Here is a 20,710-nt window from a genome sequence, read left to right as displayed (position 1 = left end):
AGTAGGTGGTACTCTTATCATATCAGGGAATCTTCTTTTTGACTTCTAGAAGTCTCACATCTATTGTAACGCTACAATTTTCAGGAAGCTTGAAGTTGAGAAAAATATTGAATTTTAGTGAATTTGTGATATAATAATAAATGGAGCAAGGTTCGTGCGTGAAGCGGGTCAGGGGAGGAATCCAGCAGCCCTAAGCGATGTCGAGTCTGTGCTCTTTTTGTATGTATTCTAAAAACCCTTTGAAATCAAGCTTTCAGAGGGTTTTATTGTCATATTTCTAGAAACAGGGGCAATTAGATTATTCGCATCATATTCGGTCTCTCGGGCTATTGGTGAGTACAAAAAATACGGCTGGATTTCCAAACCGCATTCTCTAGATTAGTCGACATAGAGTTTTGATTTATCGCTGAGCCAGCTGTAAAGGAGACCGATAAGGAGACCACCGCCGACGTAGTTTCCAAGTCCTGAGAAGAGGAAATTCCTTAGGACACTGAGGATAGTCATGCCCTCGACTGGACCACCATTTGAGAAAAGGGCCAAGGAGAAGGTAGAGAAGTTGGCAATAACGTGCTCAAAGCCTAGGAAGGCAAAGATAAAGATGATAAAGATGAGGGAAATAACACGGCCCGCATCGTCTTTCATGCGCATAGAGATAAAGACAGCGATGTTTACTACGATGTTGGCAAAGATACCCTCGACAAACTGTGTCAGAGGTGTTTTTGCCAGTTTTGCGACAACAGCTTCAATCAGGTAACTATCATGTTCCAAATGTCCAACCTGGTAAGGAGTTGTGAAGGAGAGCATATAGGCTACAATGACTGCCCCAACAAAGTTGAAAAAGATACAAGTAGCTAGAATCTTGAGGGCTGTTTTGGTAGGGATCACTTTACGGTGGATAGCAGAGGTCATGTACATCATATTAGAAGTGCCTAGTTCAGCGTTCATATAAAGAATCATGACCAAGCACCAGCCGAACATGAGTCCGTAGCTGAATTTACCGAGGCCATCTACAATATGATTGAGCTTATCAGCTGTATAAACTGAGATAGCCAAACCAATTGCTAGGTAAACACTGGCCATAGCTGAGCGAATTGCATAGGCGAAGAAGTTGTTTTCAATCAAGTCTGCTTTTTTCTTGATACTTTTGTCAATATTGTAAATGAGCGTGTCATTTTGGGAAGCCATATAAATCTCCTTTGGCGCTTGAAAATAGTGTCAGTAATCATATGTTTTCAGAAAGTAAACGTTTCACTTTCCAGTTAATGCTTTACTTTGTATATTATACTTGATAAAATGAAGAATATCAATAATATTTATAAATCGGAAGGAGAATTGAAATTTATGGATGCAACATGGACAGTGAAATATATCACTGAATTTCTGGCGACTGCCTTGCTTATTATTATCGGTAATGGTACAGTTGCTAACGTTGACCTCAAAGGTACCAAAGGGAACAACTCAGGTTGGATTTTGATCGCTATCGGCTACGGATTGGCTGTTATGATGCCAGCCCTTATGTTTGGTAATGTTTCTGGTAACCATATCAACCCAGCCTTCACACTTGGTTTGGCTGTTTCAGGTCTATTCCCTTGGGCACATGTGGCTCAATACATTATCGCTCAGGTATTGGGTGCAATGTTTGGTCAATTGGTCGTTGTCACCGTTTACAAACCATATTTCTTGAAAACAGAGAATTCAAACCATGTCTTGGGTTCTTTCTCTACTATCAATGCTTTGGACAATGGCAAAGCGGAAAGCCGTAAAGCAGCAACCATTAATGGTTTCTTGAATGAGTTTGTTGGGTCATTTGTCTTGTTCTTCGGTGCGCTTGCTTTGACAAAGAACTTCTTCGGTGCAGAGTTGGTTGGTAAGTTGATTGAGCAAGGCTATGATAAGACTGCTGCTGAAACAATGGTTGCGCCATATACTGCAGGTTCCATTGCAGTAGCCCATGTGGGTATCGGTTTCCTTGTTATGGCCCTTGTTGCAGCTGTCGGTGGTCCAACTGGTCCTGGTCTCAACCCAGCGCGTGACCTTGGTCCTCGTATCGTTCACCACTTCTTGCCAAAATCAATTCTTGGTCAAGCTAAGGCTGATTCAAAATGGTGGTATGCATGGGTCGGCGTTGTTGCTCCAATCCTTGCGTCAATCGCTGCGGTTGCCCTATTTAAATATTTGTATTTGTAATATGAAAAAGTCTGCTCGTCAGGCTTTTCTTCTTTTTTCTTGTTGCGGTGAACTTGCAAGCTGTCTGCTCTGCTATTTTCCTAAAAACTATGCTAGAATATAGACAGAACAATCGGAAAAGAGGGCAGATTATGTCAGAAGTTATTGCATTCGGGTACGGGCGTGCACGGGCGGAAATCCAGCTCAAGCGCCTCAATCGGCACGGTGTGATTGCCGGGGCGACGGGGACAGGTAAGACGGTGACGCTCAAGGTTTTGGCGGAGCAACTGAGTGAGGCGGGCATTCCTGTCTTTCTATCGGACATCAAGGGTGACCTCAATAGTTTGGTCCAGGCCAATACCAAGGAAATTGACCCAAGTCGTTTGGAGCGGACTCAGTATGCAGATTATTCGCCGAGGAGTTATCCCGTTGAGCTGTGGGATGTTTTCGGTGAAAATGGGATTCCAGTACGGATGACCATTTCTGAGTTGGGGCCGGTGCTTTTGACCCGTTTGCTGGGGCTCAATGATACGCAGGAATCCATCCTCAATATCGTCTTTAGTGTGGCGGATGAACGTGGTTTGCTGTTGCTGGACCTTATGGACTTGCGGGCCATGCTCAATTTTGTGGCTGAAAATGCTCAAGAGCTTAGTCAATATTACGGCAATATTCCAGCTCGTTCGGTCGGTGCCATCTTGCGGAGTTTAGTGGTCTTGGAACAGCAGAGCGGGAAACTGTTCTTCGGTGAGCCCAGCTTGGAGATTGCGGATTTGATGCGGACAACTGCTGATGGACAAGGGGTTATCAATGTCTTGCAGGCGACAGAACTTTTCAATCAGCCGACGCTTTATTCGACCGTTCTGCTCAGTCTTTTGTCGGAACTCTACGAAGTTTTACCGGAAGTAGGCGACCTAGACAAGCCCAAGATGGTCTTCTTCTTTGACGAGGCCCATGTGCTCTTCAAGGATGCACCGAAGGTCTTGCTGGAGAAGATTGAGTTGATTGTTCGCCTGATTCGTTCAAAAGGTGTTGGTGTCTTTTTCGTTACGCAAAATCCGACCGATATTCCTGATAGCATCGCTAGCCAGCTAGGCAACCGTATCCAGCATGGGCTCCGTGCTTTCACACCTAAGGAACTGAAAACGGTGGCGACAGTGGCGGATACCTTCCGTCAAGAAGGAGCTGAGGACTTAGCCAAGGTCATTCAAGAATTGCAGGTCGGAGAGGCAGTTGTCTCGACCTTGCAGGCAGATGGAACACCAAGCTTTGCAGACCGGGTGATGATTTATCCGCCGAAGAGTCAGTTGGGAACAGCTGATGCGACTCTGGTCTTGTCTGCCATCAATAATTCTTCTCTGATGGACAAATATGCGGACGCGGTTGACCGAGAATCTGCCCATGAGCAAATTCTAGCGCTGACCCAAGAAAAAGAGGCGCAGTTGATCAAGCAAGCAGAGCAGGCGGAGGCGAAAAAAGCAGCAGAAAAAGCCGCCAAAGAAACAGCAAAATTGGAAGAAAAGGCTGCCAAGGAAAGAGCAAAAGCAGAGGCCAAGGCCAGCAAACCAGCTGCCAAACGTTCCGATTCGATGATGGACCGCTTTACCAAAAATCTCATGAGCCAAGTCGGCCGGGAAGTCGGGCGCGTGGTGACCAGAGGTATTATGGGCATGCTGAAAGGGAAGTAAGTCTGCTAAAACTGAGAACACACCGTCTCAGTTTTTCTTTGCTATTTCACTTGCTATTTGGCTGGAAATAGATTAAAATGATTTTATCACTAGTTAGTAAGGAGTTGGTTCTATGCCTCGTCAGATTCAGGAAATTCTCGATAACTACAAGCCTCAGCCTCTAGGTGAGAAAAGGTCTTTTGCGGTTTTTCTGCCTCTAGTCTGGTCAGATGATCAGTGGCAGGTTTTGTATGAAGTCCGATCGGAGTCTATTTCTCAACCTGGGGAGGTCTCTTTTCCTGGAGGAGGTATCGAAGAGGGGGAATCGGCTGAGACGGCGGTGGTCCGTGAGGTAGTAGAAGAACTGAATCTTGCAGAGGAATCTATAGAAATCTTAGGGGAAATTGACTATCTGGTCTTTGGCAAATCAACTATCCGCTGTTTTGTCGGTCGCTTAAACGTAGACTGGAAAGAGATTGTACCCAATGAAGAGGTGGCCCGCTTGTTCACCGTGCCTCTGGCAACACTCCTTGAGCAGGACCCAATCTACTATCCCCTCTATCTTCGTCTGGATCCGGAGCAAGATTTTCCCTTCGAGCGAATTCGTGGTGGTCGGGACTATCCTTTCAAGCACCACAAACGGTCTATCCCCTTTTATGATAACCTGCCAGAAACAGTTTGGGGAATCACGGCTCAATTTACCCATTGCTTTACAGAAATCATCAGGACAAGCCAGATTGATTTAGAAATGGGAGAGTCAAGGTAAAGTTGACTAGAGCAGAGTGAAGTATAGCTCTGTTGCTCTGGATTCTCTAGGCTATCTGGAAAATGTTACCAAAAAATGCTAATGGAAACTGGACTTTGTGCCAGTTTCTTTTGGTTGCTGCAGCTGATTGTTCGTACTTGGTCTTAGATTGATCATTATCTTGTGAAAAATTTTTCTTTGAATGGGAAAAATGTTAAAAATATGGTACAATTGAAAGGTAAAAATTTTTTAAGGAGTCTATCTAATGGCTAAATTGACTGTTAAAGACGTTGAATTGAAGGGCAAAAAAGTCCTTGTCCGTGTGGACTTTAACGTTCCTTTGAAAGATGGCGTTATCACTAACGATAACCGTATTACAGCAGCTCTTCCAACTATCAAGTATATTCTTGAGCAAGGTGGACGTGCAATTCTTTTCTCTCACCTTGGTCGTGTGAAAGAAGAAGCTGACAAAGAAGGTAAATCATTGGCTCCTGTAGCAGCTGACTTGGCGGCTAAATTGGGTCAAGACGTTGCTTTCATCGCTGGCGCTACTCGTGGTGCTGAATTGGAAGCAGCTATCAATTCTTTGGAAGATGGACAAGTTCTCCTTGTTGAAAACACTCGTTTCGAAGATGTTGATGGTAAGAAAGAATCTAAAAACGACGAAGAACTTGGTAAATACTGGGCTTCACTTGGTGATGGTATCTTCGTTAACGATGCATTTGGTACTGCACACCGTGCACACGCATCAAACGTTGGTATCTCAGCAAACGTAGAAAAAGCAGTAGCTGGTTTCCTTTTGGAAAACGAAATTGCATATATCCAAGAAGCTGTTGAAACTCCAGAGCGTCCATTCGTGGCAATTCTTGGTGGTTCAAAAGTATCTGATAAGATCGGTGTTATCGAGAACCTTCTTGAAAAAGCTGACAAAGTTCTTATCGGTGGTGGTATGACGTACACATTCTACAAAGCTCAAGGTATCGAAATCGGTAACTCACTTGTAGAAGAAGATAAATTGGACGTTGCAAAAGCACTTCTTGAAAAAGCAAACGGTAAATTGATCTTGCCAGTTGACTCAAAAGAAGCTAACGCATTTGCTGGCTACACAGAAGTTCGTGATACAGAAGGCGAAGCAGTTTCAGAAGGCTTCCTTGGTCTTGACATCGGTCCTAAGTCAATCGCTAAATTTGACGAAGCTTTGACTAGTGCGAAAACAGTTGTTTGGAACGGTCCTATGGGTGTATTTGAAAACCCAGACTTCCAAGCTGGTACAATCGGTGTAATGGACGCTATCGTGAAACAACCAGGCGTGAAATCAATCATCGGTGGTGGTGACTCAGCAGCAGCAGCTATCAACCTTGGCCGTGCAGACAAGTTCTCATGGATCTCTACTGGTGGTGGTGCATCAATGGAATTGCTTGAAGGTAAAGTATTGCCAGGACTTGCAGCATTGACTGAGAAATAAGCTAATCAATCAAACGACGGGTGACCGTCGTTTTTTGCTAGTTTATCTAGTCTTTGAAAAGTATTTAGTTCAGCCAATATCATCCATTTGTCACAATCTTTGCAGGCATTTGATAAACATTTTTGCTAAATCATGTTAGAATAGTAGTATGTTTAAGAGATATCGATTTGACCCCAAGAAGTTTAAGTTAGGGATGCGGACCCTTAAGTCGGGACTGGCAGTTTTCTTTGTTATATTACTGTTTCACCTCTTAAAATGGGATGGGTTCCAGATAGCAGCTCTGTCTGCGGTCTTTAGTCTGCGGGAGGATTTTGGCAAGAGTGTGCATTTTGGCTCTTCTCGTGTCCTCAGCAATTCTATCGGTGGTTTTTATGCCCTGCTCTTTTTCATCCTCAGTGATTTCTTTTCACAGAGTTTTTGGGTAACCTTGATTGCCATACCGATTTTTACCATGTTGACCATTATGACCAATGTGGCCTTCAATAATACTGCCGGGGTTGTCAGTGGTGTTGCTACTCTACTAATCATTGCTTTGTCGGTACCTGCAGGGGATTCGACTATTGTCTATGCTTTGACAAGGGTTTTTGAGACATTTGTAGGAGTTTTTGTAGCAATTCTGGTTAATTATGACCTGGAAAAGCTGAAAAAGCGCTTTTTGAGATAAAACATGTCACAAAATGTGACATCGCATATTGACGCCCAGAAAAATTTCCCCTATAATAGTGTGCAGAAAGGAGTTCATTATGAGAGAAAAAGAGTTCCGTCGTTCCTTAGCCATTTTTCCGATTGGTAGTGTGATGAAGTTGACTGACCTGACGGCCCGACAGATTCGCTATTATGAGGACCAGGGCTTGATTAAGCCTGAGCGTAATGAAGGAAACCGTCGCTTGTATTCTCTAAATGATATGGACTTGCTCTTGGAAATCAAGGATTTCTTGGATGAGGGTTTGAATATTGCTGCGATTAAGAAGGAATATGCTGATCGTCAGGTAAAAGAAAAAGTCAAACAGGAAACCAAGACCTTGACGGACGAGGATGTTCGCCGTATCTTGCATGATGAATTCAGTCGACAAGGACGATTTTCAAGTCCGAGTTCCATTTTTCGGTCATCTTAAAGAGCACAAATATAGAGGAGAAAGCAATGTCAATTACAGTAGCGGATATTAAACGCGATATTAAAGAGAAAAACGTTACCTTCCTACGTCTCATGTTTACAGATATTATGGGGATCATGAAGAACGTGGAAATTCCTGCAACAGATGAGCAGGTGGATAAGGTTTTGTCAAACAAGGTTATGTTTGATGGATCTTCTATCGAAGGTTTTGTTCGTATCAATGAATCAGATATGTATCTCTACCCTGACTTGAATACCTGGACTATTTTCCCTTGGGGAGATGAAAATGGTCGTGTAGCTGGTTTGATCTGTGATATTTATACAACTGATGGCAAGCCTTTTGCGGGTGACCCACGTGGAAATTTGAAGAAATCTCTTCGCCATATGGAAGAAGCAGGTTTCTCATCATTCAACCTTGGTCCAGAACCAGAGTTCTTCCTCTTTAAGATGGATGAACACGGAAACCCAACACTTGAAGTGAATGATAAGGGTGGTTATTTTGACCTTGCTCCAACAGACCTTGCTGATAATACACGTCGTGAAATCGTAAACGTTCTGACAGAAATGGGCTTTGAAGTGGAAGCGAGTCACCACGAAGTGGCAGTAGGTCAGCACGAAATCGACTTCAAATATGAGGATGTCTTAAAAGCTTGTGATAATATCCAAATCTTTAAGTTGGTTGTTAAGACCATTGCCCGTAAGCACGGGATGTATGCGACCTTTATGGCCAAACCTAAGTTTGGTATCGCAGGCTCTGGTATGCACTGTAACATGTCCTTGTTTGATAAGGATGGAAACAATGCTTTCTATGATCCAGAAGATCCGAATGGTATGCAATTGTCTGAAACAGCCTACTATTTCCTTGGTGGTTTGATCAAGCATGCCTATAACTATACTGCCATTACCAACCCAACGGTTAACTCTTACAAGCGTTTGGTTCCAGGTTTCGAGGCGCCAGTTTACATTGCTTGGGCTGGTAAGAACCGCTCGCCATTGGTGCGCGTACCTGCATCTCGTGGAATGGGAACTCGCTTGGAATTGCGTTCTGTAGACCCAACTGCTAACCCTTACTTGGCTATGGCCGTTCTGTTGGAAGTTGGTTTAGAAGGAATCAAAAATAAGATTGAAGCCCCAGCTCCTGTAGAGTCAAATATTTATGCCATGTCTGATGAAGAGCGTCGTGAAGCAGGTATCACTGATCTTCCTTCAACTCTGCACAATGCCCTCAAGGCTCTCCGCAAGGACGAAGTGGTGCGTGCAGCCCTAGGTGAGCACATCTACACCAACTTCATTGAAGCTAAGAAAATCGAGTGGGCAAGCTACGCAACCTACGTTTCTAAGTGGGAAATTGATAACTACTTGGATTTATATTAAGAGGAAAGAAGCCTTCGGGTTTCTTTTTTTATCGATGGAGGTGGAAAATGATTGATGAGTTTGTAAATCAGGTGTTTGACCAGCAATTTGTAGAGGAATTTGGTCCGGAGTCTTTAGAGAAACTGTCGCCGACTGAGCTTGTATTGACCAAAGAACAGGACGGTCAGTTGGTCGGTGTCCTGCAGGCGGTGAAGACATTGGAAACTATTCATGTCAAAGCTTTGGTAGTGGCTAAAGAAGCGCAAGGTTTGGGACTGGGTAGTCAATTGTTGTCAGAATTGGAGGAGCAGGCCAGAGAACTGGAAGTGACCAGTATTACCCTATCCACCAAATCCTACCAAGCTAAGGATTTCTACTTGAAAAATGGTTATGAACTATACGCGAGTTTAGAGGACGTTCCCCTCAAAGGTGTCACAAAATATCACTTCATAAGGAGAATAGGAAAATGTTGAGGTAGGGCATAAAATCCAACCTCAACCTCATTAATTAGTAAAAACATATTGACGTAGGGGTTGATTGTTCATACGTTTCGGGGAACCTTTTGAAGTTGGAAATAAGGGTTGCGTAGAAAGCCTCATTTCCTTCGCGTTTGACGCTCCGAACCAGTCCTAACGAATGATACGAACTCCGTTCGTTCAATTTCCAACCTCCAACAGTCACTGCTCTGACTGTTGGAGCTGTGCGGGGGCGGGAGTGAAACAGTCTGGGGATAGACTGTTTCAGCTCAACAACTGGAAATAAGGACTTGTTGACGAACTCTCTTTTCATTATTCGAGTTCTTTCCCGCTCCCAATTTTTTCAAATAAAAAAATCGAAGAGGAATCCTGCTTCGATTTAGTTTGTTTAGTGATCGGGGGTCAGAATCATTGGAATGATGATTGGCTCCCGTTCTGTTTTTTCATAAAGGAATGGTCGCAGGGCGTTGACAATAGCGCCGTTGACCGTTTGGATATTGGCATCCTTGTTGCGCATGGCGATACGGATGGCGTTGAAGAGAACGCGCTGGCTCTCACGAATCAGGTCGCCTGATTCACGCATGTAGATGAAACCTCGGCTGAGGACATCTGGTCCAGCCAAAATCATCTTGGTCTTGAAGTCTACGGTTGCGACTGCAAGGACCACGCCGTCTTCAGATAAATCACGACGATCTTTGAGGACAGCGGCTCCGATTTCACCGATACGGTTTCCGTCAACGTAGATATCTTGGGCGTTGAATTGACCGGCCATGCGGGCTCTGTCCTTGGTCAGAGCTAGGACATCTCCGTTTTCCATGATGAAGATGTTATCCTTAGGAACTCCAGTATCAACAGCTAGACTGGCATGGATTTTTTGCATGCGGTATTCACCATGCACAGGCATGAAGAATTTTGGCTTAATCAAGCGGAGCATGAGTTTTTGTTCCTGCTGGCCACCGTGTCCGGAGGTATGGATGTTGTTAATCTTACCGTGGATGACATCGACACCGGCCTCAATCAAGATATTGATGAGCTTGTTGACACCTGTGGTATTTCCCGGAATCGGCGAAGATGAGAAGATAACCGTATCGCCTGGCTGGAGTTGAACCTGACGGTGGGTACCGTGAGCAATCCGCGAGAGGGCCGCCATTGGCTCTCCTTGACTACCTGTACAGAGAATCATTATCTCGTTGGCAGGGTATTCCTTGATTTCATTTGGCTCGATAAAGGTATCTTTCGGCACCTTGATGTAGCCCAGCTCAATACCGTTGACAATGGCTTTTTCCATGGAGCGGCCAAAGACAGCAATCTTACGACCGGTCTTGACAGCGGCATCTGCAGCCTGCTGGAGGCGGAAGATGTTGGAGGCAAAGGATGCGAAGATAATGCGCCCGTGGATGCCTTCAATCAGCTTCATGATGGACTGACCGACCACTTTTTCCGAGTTGGTAAAGGTCGGAACTTCAGCGTTAGTCGAGTCAGAGAGGAGGCAGAGAACGCCTTCTTCTCCCAGGGCTGCCATACGGTGCAAATCAGCTGGCTCCCCAACTGGAGTAAAGTCAAACTTGAAGTCACCGGTACAGACGATTTTTCCTTGCGGTGTATCGACCACAACACCCAGGGGTTCTGGAATGGAGTGGGTGGTGCGGAAGAAGCTGACCTTGAGGTGTTTAAAAGTCAATTCTGTATTGTGGTTAATTTCAAACAGTTTGGCATCACGAAGGAGACCGTGCTCTTCTAATTTGCCACGAATAAGGGCTAGGGCTAGGGGACCTGCGTAGATAGGGACATTGGCTTGTTTGAGTAGGAAAGGAATCCCTCCGATGTGGTCCTCGTGCCCGTGGGTAATGACCAAGCCTTTGACGCGGTCGATATTTTCAACAATATAGGAGTAGTCTGGGATAACGTAGTCGATACCCAATAGGTCATCTTCGGGGAACTTGATACCGGCATCAACGATGAGGATGTCGTCCTGGTACTCGATACCGTAGGTGTTCTTCCCGATTTCTCCCAAACCACCGATGGCGAAGACGCCAACTTCATGAGGTTTTAGATTGACTGATGACATAAATTAGAACTCCGTAAGTTTGAAATCTGCGTGCTCTTTCTCGTATTCGAGGTGCTTGTCAGATAGGAGGTCGACAAATTCGACGTTGTAGGCTGGGAACTTGTTTTCAACCAATTCCTTGACCTTGATACGACCTTGCAATTCGTCAGTAGCATCTACTTGAACATAGAGAACTTGGGTCTGCTCACGGCGTGGGCTGACTTTGGTTTCTTGGTAAAATACTTTAAAAATCATGTGTAGTGTAGTTTCCTTTCTTCTTTTGACTGTGTCTATGAAAAAGATACAAATAGGGATGCTATTTGTTGGGTCTATTCAATTTTTTTGAGTTATTAGGTTTCACAGCCGGTATATTACTCTTCATTATACCATAAAATTTGCTGATGGTAAAAGGGTTTGGTAGGAAAATGGAAAAGTGTTATGGTTTTCAGAAACAAGCAGTCATTTGGCAGAATAATAAGTAAAATTGACAAAAATATATTTGGACATTATAATAAATGTAAGCGGATTTTCAATGCATCAAGAAAGGGGATGAGTCATGGGTACAGTACCACAAATGAGTTTAGGCGAATTTTACAGGGAACTCCGAAATTCTCGCTTGGTTAAGCAAAAGGATGTCGTCAGAGGAGACTTTACAGCAGCCCAGCTATCACGCTTTGAGTCTGGAAAATCTATGTTGGCGGCAGATAAGATGATACTGGCAGTTGAGGGGATCAACATGACCATGGAGGAGTTTACCTACAAATACCATGGCTACAAGGAAGCGCCCCATATTGAGCTGGCTAATCTGATTTCAGATTTGTATTACCAACAGGATAGGGATGGGCTACGGGAACTGTTGAAGTCAGACCTCTTGAAAGCAGAGGGGGAACTCTATGCTCGGTTAAATAGAATAGTCATCAAGGTGGCGCTGGCTGCCTTAGATGGACGAACTGATTTTGACGAGGAGGATAGGAAGTTTCTTTCAGATTATCTCTTTGCCATTGAGGAATGGACCAGTTTTGAGCTCTATTTATTTTTGAATGCACAAATGCTGTTGAATGATCATATGATTGTTAGTTTATTATCTGAGTTGAAGAATAAATCTAAAAGTTATCGAAAATTAAGAAAGCATCGAGATTATTTGAAAAAAATACTGATCAATTCAGTCGGAGAAATGATAGAACGAGAGAAGTACGGTTTAGCGGAAGAATTTTTAACGGAACTGGAGAGACTGGTTGAGATAACAGATGCTTTTGAACAGATTTTTGTGAATTACTTCAAGCTATGTATTGCACTTATCAAATCAGGTGGCTCCATGGAATTTCAAACAAAAACAGAGGCCTATATTGCCTCCGTTGGATTGATAGTGAGTAGCAAAGTGTCGACACTCTTGGAACGTCATTACAAATTATGTGTTTTAAAAGAAGATTGTTAGTGAAGTTGGAAGAATTGGATAAATAATAATGGGTAAGGTTAGTAAAAGGTAAAATACTGATTTTAAAAACGCCTTCTTCATAGCTAATCAAGCCTCCTTGTTTTTTATTTCATTATAACTCATTTTTCCACGGCAATTATTAACTTGAAAATATGTAATTTTATAAAAATAAATTACATATTTTCAAGTTTCACTAGTATCAATTGAGTTGTGTTAGAATTTAGACAAGAAATAATAATAAGTGAAATCAAAGACAGGGAGGTATGCGTATGGAGATGTCACCCTATGTTCTCCGGCAGGAATGTGACGAAGGTATAGTCTATTTCAATACAAAGAATAACCATTCATTTCTAATTAAGAATCAATTGTTAGAAAAATTGAAGACTGACGAGGAGACTAAAGAGCAATACAAGACCTACCTGGAACAGTTTCATTATTTTCCAGAGGACGATGAGGTAAATCAATCTTTAAGGAAGATACGTGAGATAGACGACACTTTATTAGAGTTCACAATTTTAACGCACGGAGATTGTAATTTTCGTTGCAAATATTGTTATGAAAAGTTTGAAAACATTGCTATGTCAAGAGAGACAGAGGATGCAATTCTGAGATTTGCGGAAGAGCAGTTGAGTACTGGAAAGTATAAGTTTTTCAAAGTTGCTTGGTTTGGTGGCGAGCCTCTGCTCGGGTATCGAACGATTCAATATCTTTCAGAAAAATTTCAAGAAATTTGTCAAAATTATGAGGTAGACTATTTAGCAAACATTACTACAAATGGTTATCTCTTATCGTTGAATAAATTTAAGTCTTTGGTTGAAGATTTCAGTGTCCGTAGTTATCAAATAACGATAGATGGTAACCAAGATAGTCATGATTGCCAGAGGGTTTTGAAAAACGACAGAGGGTCATACAGTCGTATTTATAAAAATTTACAGGCAATGAAAGATAGTGAGTTAGATTTTTTCTGCACGATTCGATTTAATATTTCAAAAGAGAATAAAGAAAATATAAAATCTTTTCTTAATAGAGATGGTTTGTATTTTAAGAATGATGAACGGTTTAGCTTTTCTTACCATAATGTTGGTGATTGGGGGCAGGGGGATCGCTCGGAGAAAGATTGTGTGACTTTACTTGATTATGATGCGAGTTTTGAACTATCAATGCTAGCAAATTCTATTGGTTATAGTATTTCTTTAGTTAGTTATTTTCTAAATAACCGTTTTACTTGTTATGCCAATCGGATGAATCACTATATGTTTAATGTAAGAGGGATTGTGCAATCTTGCACAGTCGCATTATATCATCCTAAAAATGTATTTGGTAATATAAATAAGTGTTTTATTAATCATGATAAATTGAGTCAATGGGTAATTGAAGTGGATGAAAACTGTAAATCATGCCCTTTTGTCTTGATTTGTAAGTCAGGTCATTGCCCAATGGCTAAGCGAATATCAAAACACTCTTCTGAGGTACTCTGTCGTAGTATGCAGAAGTTAGTTAAAAGAAATCTAGCACTATTCGCATTGACTAAGTCCTATCATGATATTTTAGATGTGGGTTAGAAGGAGGAAATTTTATGTCTATTATTTCAAATAAAGAGTATGGTCAATCTAGTCATACTTATACAAATGGTAGTTGTAATTCACCTTGTACACGTCCATAGTTTTGTGATTATGAGAGGAGTGCTAGCCTCTCTTTTTGCTATTGGAGGTTGCTTATGAAGAGAATACTTAAAATTTATGGCTATATTGATAAAAAATACAGATGGTTGGTGATATTTGGTATCTTTATGAATGGCGGAGTCGTGCTGGCTCAACCCTTAATAATGAACAAGATATTGCAACTCGGGAGTGAGGAGTTAAGTTTCGGAAAAATTTGGCAACTATTAGTGTATGGTTTGTCTGTTTATTTAGTGATTTATAGTTTGATGCTCTTCGGCAATTATACAAATAATATATTTAGAAGAGAAATTCATATCGGCATTCGCTCGTCCTTATTTAGAAAGCTGATTTCAAATTCTAAATATAGCCATAATGATAAGATAACCCTATTAACTCAGGATATGGAATTGTTGGGAGATAGGTATCTTGAAGCGATTGCAGGTTTCCTGTGTTGGGGGTTTGTCAGCTTCGTTACTGCCCTTTACATCATAATGCAGGACATTTTGTTGGGGTCTATTTTTGTGGTGTGTACGATTTTGAGACCAGTTCCACAATTTTTACTAAATCAAAGATTAAAAGATACTGGGATGGAGTTCTCGGAACTGCGAACTAAAGTTCATGAGGAAGTATCCGATAGTATCCATGGTAGTGAAACGCTTCTTGTGAATCAAAGTGCTGAAAAGAGTTTTCATCGGGTAGATCAAATAGTTAAAGAGTATCAAGTAGCCATACAGCGATATGCTTTTACCCACAATATTGTCTTTTTCTTTAATGGTTTTATGGAGTTTTTCAGCCAGATATTGCCTGTTGCTATTGGTTTTTACTTGATAATGAATGGTGAAACCATTACGGTTGCTAGTTTGCTGACTATGTTCATTGCTTCCAACCGCCTGGCTGGTCCAATTCAGAATCTCATGTACATGGCAGTCGATATCCAAGGAGCTCAGGCGATTGCAGATAAAATCTTTGGCATTTTGGAAACAGAGCCTGATTTTGTGGAGCGTAAAGAAAGTCATCTGTCTGACATTCAGGGATTGTATATGAAAGATTTAGCCAAATCCTATGGCGATAAGCAACTGTTTGCTGGGTTGAATGTTTCCTTCAAGATGGGAGAAAAGGTCTTAATCAAAGGTGCCAGTGGTTCTGGTAAAACAACGCTCTTTCGGATTTTACTAGGACAAGAAACAGCAGATGGAGGTTGTGTTTATGTGACGGAGGCTGGTGGTCAGAATCGAGAGGATTTTCAAGGCAATATCGGTCTGATTAGCCAAAGTCCGTTTTTATTTAGCGATACTATTCGTTACAATCTGACCTTGGGTGATGATTTTACAGACCAAGAACTGTTAGATGTTCTGAGCAAGGTTGGGCTTCTTGATGAATTTACAGATATTCTCAATGTGAAGGTAGAAAATAACGGTGACAATATCTCAGGTGGTCAACGCGTCCGTCTGGAAATTGCTCGTTTCCTCCTGCGGAAGAAGGACATTCTCCTAGCAGATGAGGTAACGGCAGCCTTGGATGAGAAAAATGGCAAGGCTGTTCGCAAACTCCTACATTCTTTACCGATTATGATATTGGAAATTGCCCACCATATCGACGAGGATATTCAATATGATCAAGTGGTGGAATTGAAGAGAAAAGAATAACTGACTGGGAAATCACACCCCAGTCTTTTCATTATTTGAAAAAATATCCAAGATAGCTTACAATAGAGAGATAGCAGTTCAAAGGGAGAAAATCATGAAAATTTTAGCATTAGATAGTTCCAATCAGGCTCTTTCGGTGGCGCTGGTGGAAGATGGCCGCCTGCTGGCGGAGACGCTCTTGGCCATCAAGAAAAATCACAGTATCAGCCTCATGCCGACAGTGGATTTTTTAGTGGCTCAGGTCGGTTGGACACCCAAGGATTTGGAGCGAATTGTCGTGGCTCAGGGGCCTGGTTCTTACACGGGCTTGCGGGTAGCGGTGGCGACAGCCAAGACTCTGGCTTACACTCTGCAGATTGATTTGGTCGGGGTTTCTAGCCTGCAGTCGCTGGTGTCAGCTGGCCTCTCTGGTCGGGTAGTTCCGCTCATTGATGCGCGCCGTAATTCGGTCTATGCTGGGGTTTATGAAAATGGCAGAGCTACTCAAGCTGACCAATACTGGGTATTTGAGGAATTATTGGCTAGCCTGTCTGGTCAGGAAAACCTGACTTTTGTCGGGGAAGTAACAAACTTTGTCGAGCAGATAAATCAAGCTTTTCCAGAGGCGGCTATTCAAACCAGCCTGCCGTCCGCCTATCAGCTGGCGGTTATTGGTCAGGACTTGCCTGCGGTGGAAGTTACCAGTTTTGAGCCAGCCTACCTCAAACGTGTCGAGGCTGAGGAAAATTGGCTCAAGGACCATGCTGCTGGTGATGAAAACTATATCAAACGTGTATGATTGAAATCAGGAAATACGAGGGGCAGGTGGACTTGGTTCCGGCTGTATATGCCGTTTTGACGGATGTGTATGAGCGGTCGCCTTGGACGGAAAGTCAAGTGGCTGCGGATATGGCTGGGGCGGATACGACCTATTATCTGGCCTATGATGAGCAGGATGTGGTCGGATTTTTAGCGGTGCAGACGGTTCTGGATGAGATGGAGATTTTGCAGATTGCTGTTAAGACTCATTCTCAGGGACGGGGGATTGCAAGCCAGCTAATGGCTGCTGTGAAGGACTGGGAAGGGGACATTTTTCTCGAAGTGAGGGAATCCAATGCCCCAGCCCAAGCTCTTTATAGACGCCAGCATTTTACTAAAATAGGAAAACGAAAGAACTATTACCACAATCCGATTGAGGACGCGGTGCTAATGAAGAGAGAACGTGATGAAAGATAGATTGATTTTGGCGATTGAGACCTCCTGTGATGAGACGTCAGTGGCGGTTTTACGAGGTGAAGCGGAGCTTTTGTCCAATGTGATTGCCAGTCAGGTTGCCAGCCACCAGCGTTTTGGGGGTGTGGTGCCCGAGGTGGCTAGCCGCCACCATGTGGAAGTGATTACGGCCTGTATCGAGGAGGCTTTGCTTGCGGCTCAGGTAATGGCTGAGGACTTGTCAGCGGTTGCGGTAACCTACGGTCCAGGCTTGGTCGGGGCACTCTTGGTCGGGATTTCGGCGGCCAAGGCTTTTGCCTGGGCACATGGTTTGCCTTTAATTCCTGTTAATCATATGGCGGGGCATTTGATGGCGGCGCGTGCGGCTAAGGAATTGGAATTTCCCTTGCTGGCGCTCTTGGTCAGCGGCGGGCACACGGAGTTGGTCTATGTGTCTGAGGCGGGCGATTACAAAATTGTCGGTGAGACGCGCGATGATGCGGTCGGCGAGGCCTATGATAAGGTCGGTCGCGTTATGGGCTTGCCTTATCCGGCTGGTCGGGTCATTGATGAATTGGCTCATCAAGGTGAGGACATTTACAATTTCCCGCGGGCTATGATCAAGGAAGATAATCTAGAGTTTTCATTTTCAGGTCTCAAGTCGGCCTTTATCAACCTCTACCATAATGCCCAGCAAAAGGGTGAAAGTCTGTCCAATGAAGATTTGGCGGCCTCCTTCCAAGCCTGTGTCATAGATATTTTGATGGCCAAGACCAAGAAGGCTTTGGCGGCCTATCCTGTCAAGACCTTGGTTGTGGCGGGCGGTGTAGCAGCCAATCAGGGCTTGCGGGAGCGGTTGGCGGCTGAAATCAAGGATGTGGAGGTCATCATTCCCCCGCTTCGCCTCTGCGGTGACAATGCTGGTATGATTGCCTTGGCTGCGGTTAGTGAGTACAACAAGGAAAACTTTGCTGGTTGGGATTTGAATGCCAAACCAAGTCTGGCTTTTGAAAATTTGTAAGAGTTTCGTGAGAGGTTGGACGTTTGCCCAGCCTCTTGTTATCGATAGGAGAAGATATGAAGGATATGAATTTTCGGTCGGGCATGGAAGCAGCTCTGCCGATGGTTTTGGGTTATGCTAGCATCGGTTTTGCTTGCGGGGTGGTCTCGGTCAATTCAGGGATTACAGCCGTTGAGATGGGGCTGATGAGTCTCTTGGTTTACGCGGGGAGTGCCCAGTTTGTCATGTGTGCTATGATTTTAGCTGGGGCCCCGCTTTTGTCCATTGCGGTGACGGTATTTTTTGTTAATATCCGCCATTTTTTGATGAGTTTGCACACGACAACGATTTTTCAAGGCAATAGCCTGGGTTCTAATATTTTGATAGGTTCCCTCTTGACGGATGAATCTTATGCGGTGCTTTTGCGAAAGCATGTTGAGGAAAAGCAGATTGCGCCCAGCTGGATGTATGGCAATAATCTAGCCAGCTATGCCTCTTGGTTTGTCTTTACAGTTTTGGGAAATGTGCTGGGCGGTTTGATTGCTAATCCTGAGGCTTTGGGCTTGGATTTTGCTTTGATTGCTATGTTTGTTGGGATTTTTTCTGGCCAATTGGAGGCTATGGCTCGGCAACTTCCTATGAAGAAGATTGGTTTGATTTTGCTTTCGGTTTTGGTGGTTTATGTTGGCTTGGCAAGCCTAGTCTCGTCTTATTTGGCGGTCTTGTTGGCGACGCTTGTTGGATGTACAGTGGGGGTGATGGTTGATGGTCAATAAAACTATATTTTTGATTATTCTAGCTGCGGCTGCGGTGACTTGGTTTCCGCGGATTCTCCCGTTTGTCTTGACTCAAAAAAAAGGTTTGCCTGATAGACTGGTCAAGTTTCTCAGCTTTTTGCCACTGACCATTATCTTTGCCTTGACCTTATCTAGTATCATGGACGAGGAGGTTGGACGGTTGCCGAGCTTCTTGCCGGTAGAAAGCCTAGCTTTACTTCCAACTTTTTGGGTGGTTCTCAAGACGAAAAACATCTTGCTTGCGGTCCTGGTTGGTGTTCTGACGACAGCGCTGCTAAGATTGGTATCTATATAGAAAAAAGGAAGGGCTGGGTCTCTTCCTTTGCTTAGCGATTTTCTTGCCTCCACTTAGACGGCGATTGGTGATAGTGACGTTTGAAAGCAGTGGAATAATTGGATTGAAGATAGGTCTGTTGGTTTAATTTCTTAATGCTCATGAATCTCTTGCATTTTTATAAAATAAGTTATATAATAAGGACGTTGAAAACTAACTTGCAAATCTACAAGTTATATTTTTCACAAAAAGGATTAAAAGGCTTGCCTTTTAAAAATACAACTCGATTTTCATAAGGAGGAAATCATAAATGGTAGTTAAAGTTGGTATTAACGGTTTCGGTCGTATCGGTCGTCTTGCATTCCGTCGTATCCAAAATGTTGAAGGTGTTGAAGTTACTCGTATCAACGACCTTACAGATCCAGCAATGCTTGCACACTTGTTGAAATACGACACAACTCAAGGTCGTTTCGACGGTACTGTTGAAGTTAAAGATGGTGGTTTCGAAGTTAACGGTAAATTCGTTAAAGTTTCTGCAGAACGCGAACCATCTAACATTGACTGGGCTACTGACGGTGTAGAAATCGTTCTTGAAGCAACTGGTTTCTTTGCATCTAAGTCTGCTGCTGAGCAACACATCCATGAAAATGGTGCTAAGAAAGTTGTTATCACTGCACCTGGCGGTAACGACGTTAAAACAATCGTTTTCAACACTAACCACGATATCCTTGATGGTACTGAAACAGTTATCTCTGGTGCTTCATGTACTACAAACTGTTTGGCTCCAATGGCTAAAGCTCTTCAAGACAACTTCGGTGTTGTTGAAGGTTTGATGACAACTATCCACGCTTACACTGGTGACCAAATGATCCTTGACGGACCACACCGTGGTGGTGACCTTCGTCGTGCGCGTGCTGGTGCTGCAAACATCGTTCCTAACTCAACTGGTGCTGCTAAAGCTATCGGCTTGGTAATCCCAGAATTGAACGGTAAATTGGACGGTGCTGCACAACGCGTACCTACTCCAACAGGTTCTGTAACTGAATTGGTTGCTGTTCTTGAGAAAAACGTAACTGTTGATGAAATCAACGCTGCAATGAAAGCTGCTGCTAACGAGTCTTACGGTTACACTGAAGACCAAATCGTATCTTCAGATATCGTAGGTATCTCATACGGTTCATTGTTCGACGCAACTCAAACTAAAGTTCTTGACGTTGACGGCAAACAATTGGTGAAAGTTGTTTCATGGTACGACAACGAAATGTCTTACACTTCACAACTTGTTCGTACTCTTGAGTACTTCGCAAAAATCGCTAAATAATCCTTAGTGAAAATGAAAAGAGGCTTCGGCCTCTTCAGATTGCAGACAAATATCGTTTCGGTATTTGTCTTTTTTACTGTTTTTAGAGAAAAGTGTCTGTTTTGGTGCTTAAACCACCTCATCTGGACAAAATAAAAAGGCTCTCCCGCCATCCTTTTGACAAGTTTTTTGAGATTTAAGCACGCCAAAGAGTTCTATCTAAAACAAGAAGACTTGACTAGGATTAAGTTCAACGTATCTTCTCAAGGGTTATGTCAACACCGTCTTTTTAAATACAGTTAAAAGGTCTAATAAATAGGCCTTTTTATAATTAAAAAAACAGATTCGCGGATTATTCAGAAAATTCTTGTAAAAT

Annotated in this window: 20 protein-coding genes, 1 other RNA gene and 1 pseudogene; 18 read left to right on the top strand and 4 right to left on the bottom strand. The window is 43.2% G+C overall.

All coding sequences use genetic code 11. From position 1 onward, the window contains the following. Window positions 1-132 precede the first annotated feature (132 nt). Window positions 133-230, top strand: an RNA gene (gene ffs / locus ACHBHN_RS04610) — signal recognition particle sRNA small type. Between the two features lie 148 nt (window positions 231-378). Here ffs and ACHBHN_RS04605 read toward each other — a convergent pair. Further along, window positions 379-1,185 carry a formate/nitrite transporter family protein gene (locus ACHBHN_RS04605; RefSeq protein WP_105111132.1) on the bottom strand — a complete coding sequence of 269 codons (807 nt, stop codon included), beginning with the start codon at window positions 1,183-1,185 and terminating at the stop codon, window positions 379-381. Between the two features lie 156 nt (window positions 1,186-1,341). Here ACHBHN_RS04605 and gla point away from each other — a divergent pair, with 156 nt between their 5' ends. The 8 genes from gla to ACHBHN_RS04565 all read left to right on the top strand — a co-directional run bounded on the left by gla (window position 1,342) and on the right by ACHBHN_RS04565 (window position 8,980). Beyond that, window positions 1,342-2,187 carry an aquaglyceroporin Gla gene (gene gla, locus ACHBHN_RS04600; RefSeq protein ID WP_105111131.1) on the top strand — a complete coding sequence of 282 codons (846 nt, stop codon included), beginning with the start codon at window positions 1,342-1,344 and terminating at the stop codon, window positions 2,185-2,187. Window positions 2,188-2,318: 131 nt separating this feature from the next. Continuing rightward, window positions 2,319-3,851, top strand: a complete 1,533-nt coding sequence (locus tag ACHBHN_RS04595; RefSeq protein ID WP_394733699.1) for a helicase HerA-like domain-containing protein — start codon at window positions 2,319-2,321, stop codon at window positions 3,849-3,851. Between the two features lie 112 nt (window positions 3,852-3,963). Further along, window positions 3,964-4,596 carry an NUDIX hydrolase gene (locus tag ACHBHN_RS04590; RefSeq protein WP_394731959.1) on the top strand — a complete coding sequence of 211 codons (633 nt, stop codon included), beginning with the start codon at window positions 3,964-3,966 and terminating at the stop codon, window positions 4,594-4,596. Between the two features lie 244 nt (window positions 4,597-4,840). Continuing rightward, a complete protein-coding gene (locus tag ACHBHN_RS04585) occupies window positions 4,841-6,040 on the top strand; it encodes a phosphoglycerate kinase (protein WP_105111128.1) in 1,200 nt (399 codons plus the stop codon). 148 nt (window positions 6,041-6,188) lie between these two features. Then, window positions 6,189-6,704: an aromatic acid exporter family protein gene (locus ACHBHN_RS04580; RefSeq protein WP_105160182.1), complete on the top strand. Its 516-nt coding sequence runs from the start codon at window positions 6,189-6,191 to the stop codon at window positions 6,702-6,704. Between the two features lie 79 nt (window positions 6,705-6,783). Beyond that, window positions 6,784-7,155: a MerR family transcriptional regulator gene (locus tag ACHBHN_RS04575; RefSeq protein ID WP_105160183.1), complete on the top strand. Its 372-nt coding sequence runs from the start codon at window positions 6,784-6,786 to the stop codon at window positions 7,153-7,155. A gap of 26 nt (window positions 7,156-7,181) precedes the next feature. Then, complete coding sequence (glnA, locus tag ACHBHN_RS04570) at window positions 7,182-8,528, top strand: type I glutamate--ammonia ligase (protein WP_105111125.1); 1,347 nt, start codon at window positions 7,182-7,184, stop codon at window positions 8,526-8,528. A gap of 47 nt (window positions 8,529-8,575) precedes the next feature. Continuing rightward, the gene (locus tag ACHBHN_RS04565) at window positions 8,576-8,980 is read left to right on the top strand and encodes a GNAT family N-acetyltransferase (protein WP_105111124.1); all 405 of its coding nucleotides are present in this window, start codon (window positions 8,576-8,578) and stop codon (window positions 8,978-8,980) included. A gap of 391 nt (window positions 8,981-9,371) precedes the next feature. On the opposite strand, the gene rnjA is transcribed toward ACHBHN_RS04565, so the two are convergent. Then, complete coding sequence (rnjA, locus tag ACHBHN_RS04560; RefSeq protein WP_105111123.1) at window positions 9,372-11,051, bottom strand: ribonuclease J1; 1,680 nt, start codon at window positions 11,049-11,051, stop codon at window positions 9,372-9,374. A gap of 3 nt (window positions 11,052-11,054) precedes the next feature. Continuing rightward, entirely contained in the window at window positions 11,055-11,285 is a 231-nt protein-coding gene (locus ACHBHN_RS04555; protein ID WP_394733698.1) for an RNA polymerase epsilon subunit, read from the bottom strand. Between the two features lie 301 nt (window positions 11,286-11,586). Here ACHBHN_RS04555 and ACHBHN_RS04550 point away from each other — a divergent pair, with 301 nt between their 5' ends. From ACHBHN_RS04550 to gap, 9 genes are all read left to right on the top strand, one after another. Beyond that, entirely contained in the window at window positions 11,587-12,465 is an 879-nt protein-coding gene (locus ACHBHN_RS04550) for an Rgg/GadR/MutR family transcriptional regulator (protein ID WP_174852885.1), read from the top strand. Window positions 12,466-12,734: 269 nt separating this feature from the next. Next, a complete protein-coding gene (locus ACHBHN_RS04545; protein WP_174852886.1) occupies window positions 12,735-14,027 on the top strand; it encodes a radical SAM protein in 1,293 nt (430 codons plus the stop codon). A gap of 155 nt (window positions 14,028-14,182) precedes the next feature. After that, entirely contained in the window at window positions 14,183-15,772 is a 1,590-nt protein-coding gene (locus ACHBHN_RS04540) for an ATP-binding cassette domain-containing protein (RefSeq protein ID WP_394733697.1), read from the top strand. Between the two features lie 94 nt (window positions 15,773-15,866). After that, window positions 15,867-16,550: a tRNA (adenosine(37)-N6)-threonylcarbamoyltransferase complex dimerization subunit type 1 TsaB gene (gene tsaB / locus ACHBHN_RS04535; protein WP_394731958.1), complete on the top strand. Its 684-nt coding sequence runs from the start codon at window positions 15,867-15,869 to the stop codon at window positions 16,548-16,550. Next, window positions 16,547-16,987 (top strand): ribosomal protein S18-alanine N-acetyltransferase, encoded by a 441-nt coding sequence (gene rimI, locus ACHBHN_RS04530; protein ID WP_394733696.1) that lies wholly within the window; start codon window positions 16,547-16,549, stop codon window positions 16,985-16,987. Before tsaB ends, rimI begins: the two co-directional genes overlap by 4 nt. Continuing rightward, window positions 16,977-17,984, top strand: coding sequence for a tRNA (adenosine(37)-N6)-threonylcarbamoyltransferase complex transferase subunit TsaD (tsaD, locus tag ACHBHN_RS04525; protein WP_394733695.1), 1,008 nt, complete (start codon window positions 16,977-16,979; stop codon window positions 17,982-17,984). Before rimI ends, tsaD begins: the two co-directional genes overlap by 11 nt. Window positions 17,985-18,040: 56 nt before the next feature. Further along, window positions 18,041-18,739: an AzlC family ABC transporter permease gene (locus ACHBHN_RS04520; protein WP_394733694.1), complete on the top strand. Its 699-nt coding sequence runs from the start codon at window positions 18,041-18,043 to the stop codon at window positions 18,737-18,739. Next, the gene (locus ACHBHN_RS04515; protein ID WP_105161016.1) at window positions 18,729-19,055 is read left to right on the top strand and encodes an AzlD domain-containing protein; all 327 of its coding nucleotides are present in this window, start codon (window positions 18,729-18,731) and stop codon (window positions 19,053-19,055) included. Before ACHBHN_RS04520 ends, ACHBHN_RS04515 begins: the two co-directional genes overlap by 11 nt. 289 nt (window positions 19,056-19,344) lie before the next feature. Next, window positions 19,345-20,355, top strand: coding sequence for a type I glyceraldehyde-3-phosphate dehydrogenase (gene gap / locus ACHBHN_RS04510; RefSeq protein WP_105111113.1), 1,011 nt, complete (start codon window positions 19,345-19,347; stop codon window positions 20,353-20,355). On the opposite strand, the pseudogene ACHBHN_RS04505 reads toward gap, so the two are convergent. After that, a pseudogene (locus ACHBHN_RS04505) lies at window positions 20,301-20,546 on the bottom strand (hypothetical protein); the annotation flags it as partial. The gene gap and the pseudogene ACHBHN_RS04505 sit on opposite strands and share 55 nt — an antisense overlap. Window positions 20,547-20,710 lie beyond the last annotated feature (164 nt).

The organism is Streptococcus sp. A22 (assembly GCF_043674215.1).
In the GTDB taxonomy this organism is placed as follows: domain Bacteria; phylum Bacillota; class Bacilli; order Lactobacillales; family Streptococcaceae; genus Streptococcus; species Streptococcus suis_V.
This window is presented reverse-complemented; position numbering and strand designations above follow the sequence as displayed.

Excerpts from the sequence above, each read along its gene's own strand:
- ACHBHN_RS04590 (WP_394731959.1), top strand. The coding sequence starts at position 3,964 with ATGCCTCGTCAGATTCAGGAAATTCTCGATAACTACAAGCCTCAGCCT.
- tsaB (WP_394731958.1), top strand. The coding sequence starts at position 15,867 with ATGAAAATTTTAGCATTAGATAGTTCCAATCAGGCTCTTTCGGTGGCG.
- ACHBHN_RS04595 (WP_394733699.1), top strand. The coding sequence starts at position 2,319 with ATGTCAGAAGTTATTGCATTCGGGTACGGGCGTGCACGGGCGGAAATC.
- tsaD (WP_394733695.1), top strand. The coding sequence starts at position 16,977 with ATGAAAGATAGATTGATTTTGGCGATTGAGACCTCCTGTGATGAGACG.
- ACHBHN_RS04555 (WP_394733698.1), bottom strand. The coding sequence starts at position 11,285 with ATGATTTTTAAAGTATTTTACCAAGAAACCAAAGTCAGCCCACGCCGT.
- ACHBHN_RS04540 (WP_394733697.1), top strand. The coding sequence starts at position 14,183 with ATGAAGAGAATACTTAAAATTTATGGCTATATTGATAAAAAATACAGA.
- ACHBHN_RS04520 (WP_394733694.1), top strand. The coding sequence starts at position 18,041 with ATGAAGGATATGAATTTTCGGTCGGGCATGGAAGCAGCTCTGCCGATG.
- glnA (WP_105111125.1), top strand. The coding sequence starts at position 7,182 with ATGTCAATTACAGTAGCGGATATTAAACGCGATATTAAAGAGAAAAAC.
- ACHBHN_RS04575 (WP_105160183.1), top strand. The coding sequence starts at position 6,784 with ATGAGAGAAAAAGAGTTCCGTCGTTCCTTAGCCATTTTTCCGATTGGT.
- ACHBHN_RS04515 (WP_105161016.1), top strand. The coding sequence starts at position 18,729 with ATGGTCAATAAAACTATATTTTTGATTATTCTAGCTGCGGCTGCGGTG.
- gap (WP_105111113.1), top strand. The coding sequence starts at position 19,345 with ATGGTAGTTAAAGTTGGTATTAACGGTTTCGGTCGTATCGGTCGTCTT.
- ACHBHN_RS04550 (WP_174852885.1), top strand. The coding sequence starts at position 11,587 with ATGGGTACAGTACCACAAATGAGTTTAGGCGAATTTTACAGGGAACTC.
- gla (WP_105111131.1), top strand. The coding sequence starts at position 1,342 with ATGGATGCAACATGGACAGTGAAATATATCACTGAATTTCTGGCGACT.
- ACHBHN_RS04585 (WP_105111128.1), top strand. The coding sequence starts at position 4,841 with ATGGCTAAATTGACTGTTAAAGACGTTGAATTGAAGGGCAAAAAAGTC.
- ACHBHN_RS04545 (WP_174852886.1), top strand. The coding sequence starts at position 12,735 with ATGGAGATGTCACCCTATGTTCTCCGGCAGGAATGTGACGAAGGTATA.
- ACHBHN_RS04605 (WP_105111132.1), bottom strand. The coding sequence starts at position 1,185 with ATGGCTTCCCAAAATGACACGCTCATTTACAATATTGACAAAAGTATC.
- rnjA (WP_105111123.1), bottom strand. The coding sequence starts at position 11,051 with ATGTCATCAGTCAATCTAAAACCTCATGAAGTTGGCGTCTTCGCCATC.
- ACHBHN_RS04565 (WP_105111124.1), top strand. The coding sequence starts at position 8,576 with ATGATTGATGAGTTTGTAAATCAGGTGTTTGACCAGCAATTTGTAGAG.
- ACHBHN_RS04580 (WP_105160182.1), top strand. The coding sequence starts at position 6,189 with ATGTTTAAGAGATATCGATTTGACCCCAAGAAGTTTAAGTTAGGGATG.
- rimI (WP_394733696.1), top strand. The coding sequence starts at position 16,547 with ATGATTGAAATCAGGAAATACGAGGGGCAGGTGGACTTGGTTCCGGCT.